The sequence below is a fragment of the Pseudomonas sp. 67(2021) genome, from assembly GCF_017491835.1.
GTDB lineage: Bacteria > Pseudomonadota > Gammaproteobacteria > Pseudomonadales > Pseudomonadaceae > Aquipseudomonas > Aquipseudomonas atacamensis.
In genome coordinates, this window is the sequence record NZ_JAFGYL010000001.1 from 727,891 (window position 1) to 743,842 (window position 15,952).

Sequence of the window (15,952 nt, forward strand, 5' to 3'; positions counted from 1 at the left end):
GTTGCCGCGACGGTAGGTCGCAGCAACTCTGCCAATACTCAGTGCGCCTCATCCCAGTTGTTGCCAACGCCAACTTCCACCAGCAGCGGCACATCCAGTTTCGCCGCTTCGCTCATGTGCGTACGAATTTCGGCGCTGACCTGCTCGACCAGATCCTCGCGAACCTCCAGCACCAGTTCGTCGTGCACTTGCAGGATGACCCGGGCATCCAGCCCCGACGTGGCCAGCCAGTTATCCACAGCCACCATGGCTTTCTTGATGATGTCCGCTGCCGTGCCCTGCATCGGCGCGTTGATCGCCGTGCGTTCAGCGGCGGCGCGTTCCTGCGGCTTGTTCGAGTTGATCTCCGGTAGGTAGAGGCGACGGCCGAAGAAAGTTTCGACGTAACCCTGATCCGCCGCTTGCGCGCGGGTGCGCTCCATGTATTCGCGCACGCCTGGATAACGGGCGAAGTAGGTGTCGATGTAAGCCTTGGCGGTCTTGGTGTCGACGCCGATGTCCTTGCCGAGCTTCTGCGCGCCCATGCCGTAAATCAGGCCGAAGTTGATCGCCTTGGCGCTGCGACGCTGGTCGGATGTCACTTGATCAAGCTCGACCTTGAATACTTCGGCAGCGGTTGCAGTGTGTACGTCGAGATTGTTGCGGAAGGCGTTCATCAGGCCTTCATCGCGGGACAGGTGCGCCATGATCCGCAGTTCGATCTGCGAATAGTCCGCCGCCAGCAGTTTGTAGCCTTTGGGTGCGACGAACGCCTGACGAATGCGTCGGCCTTCGGCAGTGCGCACCGGAATGTTCTGCAGGTTCGGATCACTGGAGGACAGGCGCCCGGTCGAAGCCACCGCCTGGTGATACGAGGTGTGGATGCGCCCGGTGCGCGGGTTAATCTGCTCCGGCAGGCGATCGGTGTAGGTGCTTTTCAGCTTGCTCATCGAGCGGTGCTCCATCAGCACCTTCGGCAAGCGGTGATCGTCTTCGGCGAGTTTCGCCAACACTTCTTCAGCGGTGGACGGCTGGCCTTTGGCGGTTTTCTTCAGCACCGGCAGGCCGAGCTTTTCATAAAGAATCACGCCCAGCTGCTTCGGCGAGCCGAGGTTGAATTCTTCCCCGGCGATTTCGAAGGCTTCACGCTCCAGCGCGACCATTTTGTTGCCCAGCTCGATGCTCTGAATGCCCAGCAACTCGGCATCGACGAACGCGCCCTGGCGTTCGATGCGCGCCAGCACCGGTACCAGCGGGATTTCGATGTCGGTCAGCACGCTGGCCAGGCTCGGAATCGCGCTGAGCTTGTCGAACAGGGCCTGATGCAGGCGCAGGGTGATGTCAGCGTCTTCAGCGGCGTACGGCCCGGCCTGTTCCAGGGCGATCTGGTCGAAGGTCAATTGCTTGGCACCTTTGCCGGCGATGTCCTGGAAGCTCACCGTGGTGTGGTCGAGATACTTTTGCGCGAGGCTGTCCATGTCGTGGCGGGTCGCGGTGGAGTTGAGCACGTAGGACTCGAGCATCGTGTCGAAGGCGATGCCGCGCACGCTAATGCCTTCACTCTGATCGCCGCCAATGGCGCAGTTGGCCAGAATGTTCATGTCGAACTTGGCGTGCTGGCCGACCTTGAGTTTGTTCGGGTCTTCCAGAATCGGCTTGAGTGCGCGCAGCACGGTGTCGCGATCCAGCTGCTCCGGCACGCCGATGTAGGAATGGGTCAGCGGGATGTACGCGGCTTCGTTGGCCTGTACGGCGAACGACAGGCCAACCAGTTGCGCCTGCTGCGCGTCGATGCCAGTGGTTTCGGTGTCGAAGGCGATCAGTTTGGCGTTGCGCAGTTTTTCCAGCCAGACGTCGAAGCGGGCCTGATCGAGGATGGTTTCGTACGCGGCCTCGGCAGGGGCAGCAGGTGCCTCGGCTTGCGGGGCGCTGAACAGATCATGGGCGGGCGCAGGTTCGGCAGCCGCGCTCAGTTCCTGACGCTTGGCATCGCGATCCAGATCATTGAGCCAGCTCTTGAATTCCAGCAGGGTGTACAGCTCGTAGAGTTTGGCCGGGTCTTCCTGGCCCATTTGCAGATCGTCGAGGCCGATATCCAGCGGCACGTCTACCTTGATGGTCGCCAGTTGATAGGACAGGAAAGCCATCTCCCGGTGCTCTTCGAGCTTGGCCGGCAAGGTTTTTGCGCCACGGATCGGCAGGGTCGGCACGATGTCGAGGTTGGCGTACAGCTCGGTCAGGCCGCCATTGACGCCGACCAGCAGGCCGGACGCCGTCTTCGGGCCGATGCCCGGCACGCCTGGAATGTTGTCGGACGAATCGCCCATCAGCGCCAGATAATCGATGATCTGCTCCGGTGCGACGCCAAATTTCTCCTTAACGCCCTCCACATCCATCGAGCTACCGGACATGGTGTTGACCAAGGTAATGTGGCCGTCGACCAGTTGCGCCATGTCCTTGTCACCGGTGGAAATGATCACCGGGCGATCTGCTGCCGCACTGCTGCGGGCGAGGGTGCCGATCACGTCGTCGGCTTCGACGCCGTCCACGCACAGGAGCGGGAAGCCGAGGGCGATCACGCTCTGGTGCAGCGGCTCGATCTGCACGCGCATGTCATCGGGCATGCTTGGCCGGTTGGCCTTGTATTCGGCGTACATCTCATCGCGAAATGTCCCGCCCTTGGCGTCGAACACTACGGCGAAGGGACTGTCCGGGTACTGCTTGCGCAGACTCTTGAGCATGTTCAGCACGCCTTTGACCGCACCGGTCGGCAGGCCTTTGGACGTGGTCAGTGGTGGCAGTGCATGAAAGGCGCGGTACAGGTAAGACGAACCGTCCACCAGGACGAGGGGGGCTTGGCTCATGAGCAGGATCAACCTTTTCGGCGGGTCCGGGGCTAGAATAGCGGGACCGTTGACGACAAAGGGACAAGGTTATCATGCGTACGTTAAATCGCTTGCTGCTGGTCGGGTTGATCGCTGTCTCACCACTGGCCGCGATGGCGGCGGATGATGCGCCGGGCGGCGACCCCGAGGTCACCATTCGCACGGAGGGGGACAAAACCATTCAGGAGTACAGCCGGAATGGCTTCGTCTATGCGATCAAGGTCACGCCCAAGAAGGGCAAACCGTATTTCCTGGTGCGCGCCGATGGTTCGGACGCCAATTACATCAGATCCGACCAGCCGGATATGCTGATTCCGTCGTGGGAAATCTTTACCTGGAAGTAAGCTTCCCGATTTTTAATCGGCGTCGCCTGACTGCGGCGCCAAAACTGAGCAGTTTTCAATGTCTGTGTTCACTCCCCTGGCTCGGCCCGAGCTGGAAACCTTTCTCGCCCCTTACGGGCTCGGCCGCCTGCTTGATTTCCAGGGGATCGCCGCCGGCAGCGAAAACACCAATTTCTTCATCAGTCTGGAGCAGGGCGAGTTTGTCCTGACCCTGGTCGAGCGCGGCCCGGTGCAGGAGATGCCGTTCTTCATCGACCTGCTCGACGTGCTGCACGAAGCCGAACTGCCGGTGCCTTACGCCCTGCGCACCACCGACGGCTTGGCCCTGCGTGAGCTCAAAGGCAAACCGGCGCTGCTGCAACCGCGCCTGTCCGGCAAGCACATCAAAGTCGCTAACGCCCAGCACTGCGCCCAGGTCGGCGAGTTGCAGGCGCATCTGCACCTGGCGACCCAGGGCGAGCGCATGATCAAGCGCAAGACCGATCGTGGTCTGGACTGGATGCTGGAGGAGGGCACTGAATTTCTCTCGCACCTGAGCGATGAGCCGCGTGCCTTGCTGCAAAAGGCGCTGGATGAGATCACCGAGCGCAAAGACAAGATCCTTGCACTGCCTCGGGCGAACATTCACGCCGACCTGTTCCGCGACAACGCCATGTTCGAAGGCACCCACCTGACCGGGCTGATCGACTTCTACAACGCCTGCTCGGGGCCGATGCTGTACGACGTGGCAATTGCCTTGAATGATTGGTGTTCTGACGAGGAGGGCGTGATCGATGGCCCGCGTGCGCGTGCGTTTCTCGGTGCCTATGCGGCGCTGCGGCCGTTCACGGCGGCGGAGGCTGAGCTCTGGCCAACGATGTTGCGTGTGGCCTGTGTGCGGTTCTGGCTGTCACGCTTGATCGCCGCCGAGCAGTTCGCCGGGCAGGATGTGTTGATTCACGATCCGCAGGAGTTCGAGCAGCGCCTGGCGCAGCGGCAGAAGGTCAGCACACCGTTGCCTTTCGCCCTTTAAGATCAAAAGATCGCAGCCTTCGGCAGCTCCTACAAGGGATTGATGCACACCCTGTAGGAGCTGCCGAAGGCTGCGATCTTTTTCTATGGGGTTACAGAGATTCCAGGCATCCCGCCAAATCATTGCCCAACTTTTCCAACACCTGCTCATAGCCCTGAGCCGTCGCCGGGGTGTACCCGCCCAACGCATCCAGTTCCGCCAGCTTCACCGGCAGGCCAGCCACCAGTGTTTCCGCCAGGCGCGGACGCAATGGCGGTTCGCTGAACACACAGGTCTTGCCTACTTCCTGCAAACGCTTGCGCATCGCCGCGACATGCTGGGCGCCGGGCTGTACTTCGGCGGCCACTGCGAACACGCCCGCGTGCTTCAGGCCGTAAGCGTCTTCGAAATAATCAAAGGCCTCGTGAAAGACGAAGTACGGCTTGCCTTCGACATTGGCCAGACGCTTCTTCAAGCGCTGATCCAGCGCATCCAGACGTTCATCGAAGGCTTTGGCATTGCTCTGATAGCGCTGGGCATTGGCCGGGTCGGCGGCGCTGAGGTCGGCGGCCATTTTGTCAGCGATCACCCGCGCATTGGCCGGTGACAACCACAGGTGTGCATCCAGCGAGCCGGGGCGATGATCATGATCATGCTCATCGGCCTCTTCGGCGTGGGAATGGTTGTCCGCGCCGAAATGCCTCAGGTTGAGGCCTGGCAGATCCTGCACCGCGACGCTCGGCAGGCTGCGACCGCCGAGCACGCGCGGCAGGAAACCTTCCATGTCCGGGCCGATCCAGTAGAGCAGATCGACCGACTGCACCTTCCGTACGTCGGACGGGCGCAGGGCGTAATTGTGCGGCGAGGCACCCGGTGGCAGCAGCACCTCGGGAATCGCCACGCCGTCCTGCACGGCAGCGGCAATCAACTGCAACGGTTTGATGCTGGTGAGCACTTTGACCTCGGCCTGAGCCGTACCGATCAGCAGAAAACTGGCAACAAAAGCCACAAAAACAGAAAAAAGTCGGGACACGATGACCACTCAAGGAAGCGAGAACGGGTAACATAATAACGTCTCCAGCAAATCTCGTCGCCGCTCATGCCTATTACCCCGATTGCCAGCCGTCCCCACGACCACTCCCATTGCGTGCACAGCGCTTTGTCCGAGGCCGATACCTTGTGCGCGCAGAAAGGTTTGCGTCTGACCGCCCTGCGCCGCCGTGTGCTGGAACTGGTCTGGCAGAGCCACAAGCCGCTGGGTGCCTACGACATCCTCGCGGTGCTCAGCGAGCAGGACGGCCGCCGCGCCGCGCCGCCTACCGTGTACCGCGCACTGGATTTCCTGCTGGAAAACGGCCTGGTCCATCGCATCTCTTCGCTGAACGCCTTCGTCGGCTGTGTACACCCGGAACACGCGCATCAGGGCCAGTTCCTGATCTGCCGCGAGTGCCACGCCGCTATCGAACTTGAGCAAAAAGTGATCAGCGACGCGATCATCAGCAGCGCCAAAGACGTCGGTTTCATCGTCGAAGCGCAAACCGTCGAAGTGGTCGGCCTGTGCGCCGGTTGCCAGGGGGCCTGATGAGCAATGCGCTGATCCGTCTGGAACAGGTCGCCGTCACGTTTGCCGGGCAGACCGTGCTGGACAACATCGAGCTGAGCGTCGAGCCGGGGCAGATCGTCACCCTGATCGGCCCCAACGGCGCCGGCAAGACCACGCTGGTACGCGCCGTGCTCGGGCTGTTGAAGCCAAACAGCGGCAGCGTCTGGCGCAAACCGAAGCTGCGCGTCGGTTACATGCCGCAGAAACTGCATGTCGACCCGACCCTGCCGCTGTCAGTGCTGCGCTTCCTGCGCCTGGTGCCTGGCGTTGATCGTTCGCGTGCCCTGGCCGCGTTGAAGGAAGTCGGCGCCGAACACGTGATCGACAGCCCGGTGCAGAGCGTTTCCGGCGGCGAAATGCAGCGCGTGCTGCTGGCTCGGGCACTGCTGCGTGAGCCTGAGCTGCTGGTGCTCGATGAGCCGGTGCAGGGCGTCGACGTTGCCGGGCAGGCCGAGCTGTACAGCTTGATCACCCGGCTGCGCGACCGCCACGGTTGCGGCGTGCTGATGGTGTCCCACGATTTGCATCTGGTGATGAGCACCACCGATCAGGTGGTCTGCCTCAACCGCCACGTCTGCTGCTCCGGGCACCCCGAGCAGGTCAGCGGCGACCCGGCATTCGTCGAACTGTTCGGCAAGAACGCGCCGAGTCTGGCGATCTATCACCACCATCACGACCACGCCCACGACCTGCACGGTTCGGTGGTCAAAGGCCCGCTCGGCGGGCAACCTCATGTTCATGGAGACGGCTGCAAGCATGGCTGATTTTCTTTTGTATGCCCTGCTTGCAGGTCTGGCCCTGGCGCTGGTGGCCGGACCGCTCGGCTCGTTTGTGGTGTGGCGGCGCATGGCCTATTTCGGCGATACGCTGTCCCACGCCGCACTGCTCGGGGTGGCGCTGGGCTTTCTGCTGGACGTCAGCCCGACGGTGGCGGTAACGGTCGGTTGCCTGCTGCTGGCGGTGCTCTTGGTGACGCTGCAACAGCGCCAGCCGCTGGCGTCCGACACGCTGTTGGGAATTCTTGCACCGAGCACGCTCTCTCTCGGCCTGGTGGTACTAAGCTTCATGCATGAAGTGCGGATCGACCTGATGGCCTATCTGTTTGGCGACTTGCTGGCAATCAGTCCGAGCGACCTGGCGTGGATTCTCGGCGGCACCGCGGCGGTGCTGGTGTTGCTGGTGACGCTGTGGCGGCCGCTGCTGGCGGTCACCGTGCACGAAGAACTGGCGCGGGTCGAAGGCCTGCCGGTTGCGGGTTTGCGCTTGGCGCTGATGCTGTTGATCGCGGTGGTGATCGCCGTGGCGATGAAAATCGTCGGGGTGCTGCTGATCACTTCGCTGCTGATCATCCCGGCGGCTGCGGCACAGCGTCACGCCCGTTCGCCGGAGCAGATGGCGCTGGGCGCGAGCCTGCTGGGCATGCTCGCGGTGTGCGGCGGGCTGGCGTTGTCGTGGTTCAAGGACACCCCGGCGGGGCCGTCGATCGTGGTGACGGCAGCCGCGCTGTTTCTGTTGAGTTTTGTTCTGCCCCGTCGTGGGGTGTAGACTTGGCCGCTTTTTGCGCAATTAGAGAGTCGCAGGAATGAAGCCGTTCGCCTCCCGTTATCTGCTCCTTGTCGCATTTTCAGTGCTGCTGGGCGCCTGCCAAAGCACGCCGCCGGTGGCTGAAGTCCCCGATGCGCGGGCTACGGCCATCGCACAGCTGGAGCAAAGCCTGGCCAGCAGCGAACTGGCCACCGCCGAAGACCAGTTGGCCGCGTTGCAGGCCGCAACCCCCAATGATCAATCCCTTGAGCAATACCAGCGGCAGCTGGCCGAGGCGTACCTGCGCCGCAGCCAGATCGTCCTGCAAAAAGGCGATGTCAACGCTGCCGCCACCGCGCTCAGCCGCGCCCGTGCTCTGATGCCCAAGGCGCCAGCGCTGACCGGCGGCGTCAACGGCGCGATCACCGAAGCGCGCAAGGCCGAGCTGGAAAAGGCTGAGGCCGCGCTGCTGGCTGCCGAAGCCAGGCCGAAAGCCAAGGTCATCGACCCGACCGCCGAGAGCACCACTGTTGCGTTGAACATCGGCGATATTCACAAGCTGCAACGACAACTCGATGCTATCGCCGCCGATGTGGTGAATTACGAATGTGCCGTCAGCGTTCAGGCGCCGCGCACCGCGGATTACCCGTGGCTGGCGACGTTGCTGAGCAAGCGAGTCAAGAAGCTCGATCCTGATTTTGATCTGCAGATCGAGAAGCAGATCTTGCGCACAGTGCCGGCGCAGATGGTTTTAAGCCCGCGTAAACCATAAAAAGATCGCAGCCTCCGGCAGCTCCTACATGGGATTGAGTACATCCTGTAGGAGCTGCCGAAGGCTGCGATCTTTTGCTTTTACGCTGGAATCGCCTTGGCCTTAGGCTCCCGCGCCCAGACCCGATGCTCGCCGATCGCGGCGAAGAACGGCTTGGTCAACGCGCCCACATCCGCGCCCTGCAACAGCCCCGCATCCGCATCGAGCTTCAGCAAGTCCTGCAATTGCTTGGCCTCGCCGTGCAGCGCGATCGCCTTCAGGTGCTTGTACGCTTCCAGCAGGTAATGCAACGCCACTCCATCACCGCTCAACGCAGTAATCGACGCCGCGCCACCCGGCACGAATACCGCGTCGAAAGCGATCGACGGCATGCCTTCCATCGACGCATCCACCGGCAATGCCTTGCCGTCAGCGGCTGTCACTGGCGCCGAGGTCGGGCCGAGCAGTTTTGCGTGAGCGCCTTCGGCTTCCAGCGCTTTCTTCATCGCATCGATGGCCGCAGCATCAACTCCGTTGGCCGCGAGAATCGCCACCTTGCGCGTCTTGATATTGCCCGGCAGCAGGTTGGCCTGGCTCAACGCTGGCGATTGCTCCAGCGAGGTCTTGCGCACTTCGACCGTGCCTTTGGCTGGCGCCGGCAAACCAAGGTTTTCCGCCACGCGTTTGGCCAGGGTCAGGTCGATATTGGCAAGGATCTCGTTCACTTCGCGGGCACGGATGAACTCACGCTCGACCTTGCCCAGCTCGAAGCTGTAGGCAGCGATGATGTGCTCTTTCTCGTGGTCGCTCATGCTGTTGAAGAACAAGCGGGCCTGGGAGAAGTGATCGCTGAACGATTCGCTGCGCTGACGGATCTTCGCGGCGTCGATGCGCTCCGGGTAGCTCTCGAAACCACCGTCCTGTGCCGCCGGCGGGGTTTCTTTCGGCCAGCCGCCGTCGATCGAGTTTGGCTCGTAAGAAGCGCGGCCCTTGTCGATGGTAGTGCGGTGCTGTGCGTCACGCTGGCCGTTGTGGAACGGCGCCACCGGACGGTTGATCGGCAGCTCATGGAAGTTCGGCCCGCCGAGTCGGCTGATCTGCGTGTCGGTGTAGGAAAACAGCCGACCTTGCAGCAGCGGGTCATTGGAGAAGTCGATGCCTGGCACGATGTGGCCAGGGCAGAAAGCGACCTGCTCGGTTTCCGCGAAGAAGTTGTCCGGGTTGCGGTTCAGGGTCATTTTGCCCAGCGGCGTAATCGGAACGATTTCTTCGGGGATGATTTTGGTCGGGTCGAGAATGTCGAAATCAAAGTCATGTTCGTTCTCTTCTTCGACGATCTGTACGCCCAGTTCCCACTCCGGGTAGTCGCCCATCTCGATCGCTTCCCACAGGTCGCGACGATGGTAGTCGGTGTCTTTACCGGCGAGCTTCTGCGCCTCGTCCCACACCAGCGAGCAGGTGCCGGCGGTAGGGCGCCAGTGGAATTTGACGAAGCGTGATTTGCCCTCGGCGTTGATCAGGCGGAAGGTGTGTACGCCGAAGCCCTGCATGCTGCGCAGGCTTTTCGGGATGGCCCGGTCGGACATCGCCCAGATGACCATGTGCGCCGATTCCGGCACCAGCGAGACGAAGTCCCAGAACGTATCGTGCGCCGAGCCGCCGGTGGGGATTTCGTTGTGCGGCTCGGGCTTCACCGCGTGGACGAAGTCCGGGAACTTGATCGCGTCCTGAATGAAGAACACCGGCATGTTGTTGCCGACCAGGTCGAAGTTGCCTTCATCGGTAAAAAATTTCACCGCAAAGCCGCGCACGTCACGCACGGTATCGCCGGAACCCCGTGGCCCCTGCACCGTGGAAAAGCGCACGAACACTGGGGTTTTCTTGCCCGGATCCTGTAGGAAACCGGCCTTGGTCAGCGCTGCATGGTTCTCGTAGGTCTGAAAGAAACCGTGGGCGCCGGTACCACGCGCATGGACGATACGCTCCGGAATCCGCTCATGGTCAAAGTGCGTGATCTTTTCACGCATGATGAAGTCTTCCAGCAGCGAAGGCCCGCGCGGCCCGGCTTTGAGGGTGTTCTGGTTGTCGGCGATCTTCACGCCCTGATTGGTGCGCAGTGCCTGACCGGTGGCGTCCGAACGGAATTCTTCCAGGCTGTCGAGCTTGGCGTTGGTGTTGGCGCGATCCGGGGTGTCGGTTCCGGCCATCTCGCTTTTATCGGGTGCAGGCTTTTTGATGCTCATCAGACGTAAACTCCTCGTTTGGCCCCGGATGCCTTCCGCAGACCCTTGAGTGATTCCCGGGCACGGCACCCAGGGTTTCAAGTCGCTTACTTAGTGACTGATGAGCGTTTCAGCCGTTCCGTTTATCTGACCTTTGATCGCGTTATTGCCAAATTGAAGGTTAATTGCGAAATAAATGCTAAGAACCTCTATACGGACAGGCTAAAATGCGCGCCCGGCTAACCGCTGATCCTTTTCCAACGCGCCCCACAAGGTTCGCTACGTGATCGAGTTTCAAAACGTCCACAAGACTTACCGCGTTGCCGGTAAGGATATTCCCGCGCTGCACCCGACCAGTCTCGCCATCGAGAACGGCCAGGTGTTCGGCCTGATTGGCCATTCCGGTGCGGGCAAAAGTACCCTGCTGCGTCTGATCAATCGTCTGGAAGATTCCAGTGGCGGCAAGATCATCGTCGACGGCGAAGAAGTCACCGCACTGGACGCCAACGGCCTGCGCCGTTTCCGCCAGCAGGTCGGGATGATCTTCCAGCACTTCAACCTGCTCGCCTCCAAGACCGTCGCCGACAACGTGGCCCTGCCGCTGACCCTGGCCGGTGAGTTGTCGAGCAGCGAAATCAACCATCGCGTGGCCGAGCTGCTGGCGCGGGTCGGTCTGTCCGACCACGCGAAAAAGTACCCGGCGCAATTGTCCGGCGGTCAGAAGCAACGCGTCGGCATTGCCCGTGCGCTGGCGACCAAGCCGAAAATTCTGCTGTGCGACGAGGCCACCAGCGCCCTCGACCCGCAGACCACGGCATCGGTCCTGCAACTGCTGGCCGAAATCAACCGCGAACTGAAACTGACCATTGTCCTGATCACCCACGAGATGGACGTGATCCGTCGCGTCTGCGATCAGGTCGCGGTGATGGACGCTGGCGTGATCGTCGAGCAGGGTCCGGTGGCCGATGTGTTCCTGCATCCGCAGCACCCGACCACCAAGCGTTTCGTCCAGGAAAGCGAGCAGATCGACGAGAGCGAGCAGCGTGACGACTTCGCCCATGTGCCCGGGCGCATCGTGCGTCTGACCTTTCAGGGCGAGGCGACCTACGCGCCGTTGCTCGGCACCGTCGCGCGGGAAACCGGCGTCGACTACAGCATCCTTGCCGGTCGCATCGACCGCATCAAAGATATTCCGTACGGGCAACTGACCCTCGCTGTCACCGGTGGCGACATGGAAGCGGCGTTTGCCCGCTTCACCGCCGCTGACGTTCACATGGAGGTGTTGCGCTAATGGCCGACCTAATGAGTTTCTTCGCCAATATCGACTGGTATGAAATCTGGCTGGCGACTGGCGACACCATGCTGATGCTCGGCGGTTCGCTGTTGTTCACGGTGCTGCTCGGTCTGCCGCTGGGCGTGCTGCTGTTTCTCTGCAGCCCGCGTCAGTTGCTGGAGAACCGTGGCCTCTACGCCGTGCTGTCGCTGGTGGTGAACATCTTGCGTTCGCTGCCATTCATCATTCTGCTGATCGTGATGATTCCGTTCACCGTGCTGATCACCGGCACCTCGCTGGGTGTGGCCGGGGCGATCCCGCCGCTGGTGGTGGGTGCTACGCCGTTCTTCGCGCGTCTGGTGGAAACCGCGCTGCGCGAAGTCGATCGCGGCATCATCGAAGCGACCCAGTCGATGGGCGCGACCACGCGGCAGATCATCATGAACGCCCTGCTGCCGGAAGCCCGTCCGGGCATCTTCGCAGCGATTACGGTGACAGCGATTACACTGGTGTCCTACACGGCGATGGCCGGTGTGGTCGGCGCCGGTGGTCTGGGCGACCTAGCGATCCGTTTCGGCTACCAGCGTTTCCAGACTGACGTGATGATCGTCACCGTGGTGCTGCTGTTGATTCTGGTGCAAGTGCTGCAAATGGTTGGCGACCGTCTGGTCGTGCATTTCTCGCGCAAATAAGCGGTTTTTTAATCAAGAGGCGCGGGCCATTCGCTGGCGGGCGCCCTCACAAGGAGTTAGCTGAATGAAAAAACTGATCGCTGCTTTCGCCGCTGTTGCGGCGTTTTCGGCCCACGCCGAGACTCTGACCGTTGCCGCCACCCCGGTGCCGCACGCGGAAATCCTCGAATTCGTCAAACCGGCCCTGGCCAAGGAAGGCGTGGATCTGAAGGTCAAGGTCTTCACCGACTACATTCAGCCGAACGTACAGGTCGCTGAAAAGCGTCTGGACGCCAACTTCTTCCAGCACCAGCCGTACCTCGATGAGTTCAACAAGGCCAAGGGCACCAGCCTCGTCGCCGTGACCGGCGTGCACTTGGAGCCGCTGGGTGCTTATTCGAGCAAGCTCAAGGATCTGAAGGACCTGCCCGGTGGTGCCAACGTGGTGATCCCGAACGACGCCACCAACGGCGGCCGTGCGCTGTTGCTGCTGGACAAGGCTGGCGTGATCAAGCTCAAGGATTCGAAAAACATCCTGTCGACCGTCAAAGACATCGCCGAGAATCCGAAAGACCTGAAGATCCGTGAACTGGAAGCCGCGACCATCCCGCGCGTGCTGACTCAGGTTGATCTGGCGCTGATCAACACCAACTATGCGCTGGAAGCCAAGCTTGATCCGTCCAAGGATGCGCTGGTGATCGAAGGCAACGACTCGCCGTACGTGAACATCCTCGTGTCCCGCGCGGACAACAAGGACAGCGACGCGATGAAGAAACTGGCGGCTGCGCTGCACAGCCCGGAAGTGAAGCAGTTCATTACCGAGAAGTACAAAGGCGCGGTGTTGCCGGCGTTCTGATTAAGGTTGCTGCAATGAAAAAGGGGACGCCAATGGCGTCCCCTTTTTTGTGTCTGGTGCCTGGCTTGCGACCTGCCTTGAAGCTTCCCCTCACCCCAGCCCTCTCCCGAGGGAGAGGGGGCCGACCTTCAAGCTTTTCGAGCCTGAGTTCGACTCACAATTGCAGGTCGGCGCAATTCGAATAAACACCTCGGTCAGTCCCCTCTCCCTCTGGGAGAGGGTTAGGGTGAGGGGCTTTTTAGCTTTTGAACTGTCAATTGCGCTCAAGCATCGCCGGCAACTGCGCCACCAGCTTGGCATTGTTCAACGGCGCGCGAATAAACCCGCGCTGCGTGCCGTCCGGGCCGATCACCGCAAGGTTGCCGCTGTGGTCCACGGTGTAATTCGGCTTGCTGGTATCGGCGGGAATGAACGGAATGCTCACCGCGTTCGCGACCTTCTGCAGCTCCTCGATAGATGAAGGCGTCAGGCCAATGAACTGCGGATCGAAGTAGCCCAGGTACTGTTTCAACTGCTTCGGCGTATCGCGGTTGGGGTCAACGCTGACCAGCACGATCTGCAATTTATCCACAGCCTCTTTCGGCAATTCACTCTTGATCTGCCGCAGTTGCGCCAGGGTGGTCGGGCAGATGTCCGGGCAGAAGGTATAACCGAAGAACAACAGACTCCACTTGCCTTTCAACTCGTCGATGGCAACTGGTTTGCCGTCCTGATCGGTCATGGTCACGTCCGGCAGGTTGCGGCTCTGCGGCAGCAGGATAATGCCGGCGTCGATCAGCGCAGTCGGATCGCCCTGGCCTTTGCCGTTCAGCACTTTATTCACGGTAAGCCCGAGGATCAGCGCGATCACGGCGACGAGGATGAAGACGGTTTTCTGGGTTCGGGTCATAGGTTCAACAGTAAGTAGTGGTCTACGAGCAGGGCGATGAACAACACGAACAAGTAATAAATAGAGTACTTGAAGGTGTTGATCGCCGCGTGCGGCCGAGTGCCACGGTACAGCACCACGGCCCATTGCAGAAACCTTGCGCCCAACACCAGCGCACAGACCAGGTACAGCGCGCCGCTCATGTGAATCACGTACGGCAGCAGACTCACTGCCAGCAGCGCGAAGGTGTAGAGGAGAATGTGCACTTTGGTGTAGTGCTCGCCATGGGTCACCGGCAGCATCGGAATGTCGGCCTTGGCGTATTCCTCTTTGCGATGAATCGCCAGCGCCCAGAAGTGCGGCGGGGTCCAGGCGAAGATGATCAGCACCAGCAACAGCGGTTCGGCGCTGACATGGCCGGTGGCGGCGGTCCAGCCCAGCAGCGGCGGCGCGGCACCGGCGAGGCCGCCGATGACGATGTTCTGCGGCGTCGCACGCTTGAGAAAACCGGTGTAGACCACCGCATAACCGAGCAGCGAGGCGAGAGTCAGCCAAGCGGTCAGCTGATTGGTGAAGGTCAGCAGCAGCGCCTGGCCGAGCAATGCCAGCACCAGGGCGAAGGTCAACGCCGCCGCAGGTGAGACCCGGCCTTCGGCCAGCGGACGTTTGTGCGTGCGCGCCATTACCGCATCGATACGCCGATCGACCACATGATTGACCGCCGCCGCGCCGCCGGCGCACAGGGCAATGCCCAGATTGCCAAACACCAGCACCGTCCACGGCACGCCCGCGCGGGTGGCGAGGAACATGCCGACCAGCGAGGTGATCAGCATCAGCACCACGACTTTCGGTTTGGTCAGCTCCAGATAATCGCGCCACAGCGCTTGCGCTGCACGCTGGCCGATCAGACTCGCCATGGCGTTTCTCCTTTCAATGCGATGGGCGCGACGACAGGTTTGTGCGCACTCAAGCGCCAGCGCGCCAGCACCGGTTGGTTCACCCGCAACAGGCTGGTGCGCGCGTGATAGTTGACCAGCACCAGAGTCAGCAACAGCGCCGCACCGCCAGCGTTATGGGCGACGGCCACTGGCAGCGGTAGATGAAACAGCACGTTGCTGATGCCGAGGGTGATCTGCGCGGAAAGGGCGATCAGCAGCAGCCCGGCCAGACGCGTCATGCCCACCACTTTCAACTGCCACGCCAGACCGAGCAGCACGACCGTCACCAGCAAAGCGCCGATGCGGTGTGTCAGATGAATGGCCGTGCGCGCGTCGCTATCGAGTTGTCCGCCGAGATAATTCGGGCCGATGTGCTGGGTCAGGTGGAAACCGTTGGCGAAGTCCGCCGCAGGCAGCCATTGGCCGTGGCAGGTGGGGAAGTCGATGCAGGCCACCGCTGCGTAGTTGGAACTGACCCAGCCGCCCAAGGCGATCTGGCCGATCACCAGCAGCAGCCCCGCCGTCGCCCAATATTGCAGGCGCTTGGGTACGGTCAGCGCCGGCAGCACGCCGGACAACCTCAGCGTCAGCAGGAACAGCAGACTCAATGTGGCAAAGCCGCCGAGCAAATGCCCGGTGACCACTTGCGGCCAGAGCTTGAGCGTCACCGTCCACATACCGAACGCCGCTTGGGCGATGACCACCGCCAGCAGAAACAGCGGCAGTTTCACCGGCTGGCCCGGATGGCGCCGGTTGACCCAGGCGCGCCCGGCCAAAACTGAAATCAGCAAGCCGAGGGTGCCGGCGAAGTAGCGGTGGATCATCTCGTTCCAGCCCTTGTGCGCCTCCACTGGCGCGTCAGGGAAATGCAGTTCGGCATGGGCCAGTTGCGCCTCGCTTTTCGGCACGCTGATAAAGCCGTAGCAGCCTGGCCAGTCCGGGCAGCCGAGGCCGGCGTGGGTCAGGCGGGTGTAGGCGCCGAGCAACACCACAATCAGTGCCAGCAGGGTGGCAAACAGCGCGAGGCGAAATCCAGGTTTGGCCATG

General features: G+C 61.6%; 15 protein-coding genes. 9 read left to right on the forward strand and 6 right to left on the reverse strand.

From position 1 onward, the window contains the following. Positions 1–38: 38 nt before the first annotated feature. A complete protein-coding gene (gene polA / locus J5M66_RS03290) occupies positions 39–2,843 on the reverse strand; it encodes a DNA polymerase I (protein ID WP_207807642.1) in 2,805 nt (934 codons plus the stop codon). Positions 2,844–2,917: 74 nt separating this feature from the next. On the opposite strand from polA, the gene J5M66_RS03295 reads away from it, so the two are divergent. Together J5M66_RS03295 and J5M66_RS03300 are read left to right on the forward strand one after the other, a co-directional pair. Beyond that, positions 2,918–3,208 (forward strand): DUF2782 domain-containing protein, encoded by a 291-nt coding sequence (locus J5M66_RS03295; protein WP_024014988.1) that lies wholly within the window; start codon positions 2,918–2,920, stop codon positions 3,206–3,208. A 58-nt stretch (positions 3,209–3,266) separates the two neighbouring features. Continuing rightward, a complete protein-coding gene (locus tag J5M66_RS03300; RefSeq protein ID WP_016772344.1) occupies positions 3,267–4,220 on the forward strand; it encodes a homoserine kinase in 954 nt (317 codons plus the stop codon). Between the two features lie 91 nt (positions 4,221–4,311). Here the strand turns inward: J5M66_RS03300 and J5M66_RS03305 are convergent, their stop codons facing one another. Continuing rightward, the gene (locus tag J5M66_RS03305) at positions 4,312–5,232 is read right to left on the reverse strand and encodes a zinc ABC transporter substrate-binding protein (protein ID WP_123441973.1); all 921 of its coding nucleotides are present in this window, start codon (positions 5,230–5,232) and stop codon (positions 4,312–4,314) included. 66 nt (positions 5,233–5,298) lie between these two features. Here J5M66_RS03305 and J5M66_RS03310 point away from each other — a divergent pair, with 66 nt between their 5' ends. The 4 genes from J5M66_RS03310 to J5M66_RS03325 are packed head-to-tail and all read left to right on the forward strand — an operon-like array spanning position 5,299 to position 8,098. Continuing rightward, the gene (locus J5M66_RS03310; RefSeq protein ID WP_024014990.1) at positions 5,299–5,781 is read left to right on the forward strand and encodes a Fur family transcriptional regulator; all 483 of its coding nucleotides are present in this window, start codon (positions 5,299–5,301) and stop codon (positions 5,779–5,781) included. Beyond that, positions 5,781–6,566, forward strand: a complete 786-nt coding sequence (gene znuC / locus J5M66_RS03315; RefSeq protein ID WP_024014991.1) for a zinc ABC transporter ATP-binding protein ZnuC — start codon at positions 5,781–5,783, stop codon at positions 6,564–6,566. Before J5M66_RS03310 ends, znuC begins: the two co-directional genes overlap by 1 nt. After that, positions 6,559–7,347, forward strand: a complete 789-nt coding sequence (znuB, locus tag J5M66_RS03320; protein WP_016772340.1) for a zinc ABC transporter permease subunit ZnuB — start codon at positions 6,559–6,561, stop codon at positions 7,345–7,347. The genes znuC and znuB overlap by 8 nt, the downstream gene beginning before the upstream one ends. A 37-nt stretch (positions 7,348–7,384) precedes the next feature. Next, the gene (locus J5M66_RS03325) at positions 7,385–8,098 is read left to right on the forward strand and encodes a PA5502 family lipoprotein (protein ID WP_123441942.1); all 714 of its coding nucleotides are present in this window, start codon (positions 7,385–7,387) and stop codon (positions 8,096–8,098) included. 80 nt (positions 8,099–8,178) lie between these two features. Here J5M66_RS03325 and katE read toward each other — a convergent pair whose 3' ends face one another. After that, entirely contained in the window at positions 8,179–10,320 is a 2,142-nt protein-coding gene (katE, locus tag J5M66_RS03330; RefSeq protein WP_207807643.1) for a catalase HPII, read from the reverse strand. Between the two features lie 262 nt (positions 10,321–10,582). Here katE and J5M66_RS03335 point away from each other — a divergent pair, with 262 nt between their 5' ends. The 3 genes from J5M66_RS03335 (at position 10,583) to J5M66_RS03345 (ending at position 13,099) form a co-directional block, all read left to right on the forward strand. Next, the gene (locus J5M66_RS03335; RefSeq protein WP_073470783.1) at positions 10,583–11,590 is read left to right on the forward strand and encodes a methionine ABC transporter ATP-binding protein; all 1,008 of its coding nucleotides are present in this window, start codon (positions 10,583–10,585) and stop codon (positions 11,588–11,590) included. After that, positions 11,590–12,264, forward strand: a complete 675-nt coding sequence (locus J5M66_RS03340; RefSeq protein ID WP_016772337.1) for a methionine ABC transporter permease — start codon at positions 11,590–11,592, stop codon at positions 12,262–12,264. The genes J5M66_RS03335 and J5M66_RS03340 overlap by 1 nt, the downstream gene beginning before the upstream one ends. Before the next feature lie 64 nt (positions 12,265–12,328). Next, positions 12,329–13,099, forward strand: coding sequence for a MetQ/NlpA family ABC transporter substrate-binding protein (locus J5M66_RS03345; RefSeq protein ID WP_016772336.1), 771 nt, complete (start codon positions 12,329–12,331; stop codon positions 13,097–13,099). A gap of 253 nt (positions 13,100–13,352) precedes the next feature. On the opposite strand, the gene J5M66_RS03350 is transcribed toward J5M66_RS03345, so the two are convergent. From J5M66_RS03350 to J5M66_RS03360, 3 genes are read right to left on the reverse strand one after another with little or no spacing between them, the layout of a single operon-like run. Next, positions 13,353–13,988: an SCO family protein gene (locus J5M66_RS03350; RefSeq protein ID WP_024014996.1), complete on the reverse strand. Its 636-nt coding sequence runs from the start codon at positions 13,986–13,988 to the stop codon at positions 13,353–13,355. Continuing rightward, positions 13,985–14,884, reverse strand: a complete 900-nt coding sequence (gene cyoE / locus J5M66_RS03355; RefSeq protein ID WP_123441944.1) for a heme o synthase — start codon at positions 14,882–14,884, stop codon at positions 13,985–13,987. The genes J5M66_RS03350 and cyoE overlap by 4 nt, the downstream gene beginning before the upstream one ends. Continuing rightward, positions 14,872–15,951 carry a COX15/CtaA family protein gene (locus J5M66_RS03360; RefSeq protein ID WP_123441945.1) on the reverse strand — a complete coding sequence of 360 codons (1,080 nt, stop codon included), beginning with the start codon at positions 15,949–15,951 and terminating at the stop codon, positions 14,872–14,874. Before J5M66_RS03360 ends, cyoE begins: the two co-directional genes overlap by 13 nt. Between the last annotated feature and the right edge of the window lies 1 nt (position 15,952).

What these genes read in the sequence shown, in the direction of transcription:
- J5M66_RS03310 (WP_024014990.1), top strand. Translation starts at nt 5,299, where the DNA reads ATGCCTATTACCCCGATTGCCAGCCGTCCCCACGACCACTCCCATTGC.
- katE (WP_207807643.1), bottom strand. Translation starts at nt 10,320, where the DNA reads ATGAGCATCAAAAAGCCTGCACCCGATAAAAGCGAGATGGCCGGAACC.
- cyoE (WP_123441944.1), bottom strand. Translation starts at nt 14,884, where the DNA reads ATGGCGAGTCTGATCGGCCAGCGTGCAGCGCAAGCGCTGTGGCGCGAT.
- J5M66_RS03340 (WP_016772337.1), top strand. Translation starts at nt 11,590, where the DNA reads ATGGCCGACCTAATGAGTTTCTTCGCCAATATCGACTGGTATGAAATC.
- J5M66_RS03345 (WP_016772336.1), top strand. Translation starts at nt 12,329, where the DNA reads ATGAAAAAACTGATCGCTGCTTTCGCCGCTGTTGCGGCGTTTTCGGCC.
- J5M66_RS03325 (WP_123441942.1), top strand. Translation starts at nt 7,385, where the DNA reads ATGAAGCCGTTCGCCTCCCGTTATCTGCTCCTTGTCGCATTTTCAGTG.
- znuB (WP_016772340.1), top strand. Translation starts at nt 6,559, where the DNA reads ATGGCTGATTTTCTTTTGTATGCCCTGCTTGCAGGTCTGGCCCTGGCG.
- J5M66_RS03295 (WP_024014988.1), top strand. Translation starts at nt 2,918, where the DNA reads ATGCGTACGTTAAATCGCTTGCTGCTGGTCGGGTTGATCGCTGTCTCA.
- J5M66_RS03360 (WP_123441945.1), bottom strand. Translation starts at nt 15,951, where the DNA reads ATGGCCAAACCTGGATTTCGCCTCGCGCTGTTTGCCACCCTGCTGGCA.
- J5M66_RS03300 (WP_016772344.1), top strand. Translation starts at nt 3,267, where the DNA reads ATGTCTGTGTTCACTCCCCTGGCTCGGCCCGAGCTGGAAACCTTTCTC.
- znuC (WP_024014991.1), top strand. Translation starts at nt 5,781, where the DNA reads ATGAGCAATGCGCTGATCCGTCTGGAACAGGTCGCCGTCACGTTTGCC.
- J5M66_RS03350 (WP_024014996.1), bottom strand. Translation starts at nt 13,988, where the DNA reads ATGACCCGAACCCAGAAAACCGTCTTCATCCTCGTCGCCGTGATCGCG.
- polA (WP_207807642.1), bottom strand. Translation starts at nt 2,843, where the DNA reads ATGAGCCAAGCCCCCCTCGTCCTGGTGGACGGTTCGTCTTACCTGTAC.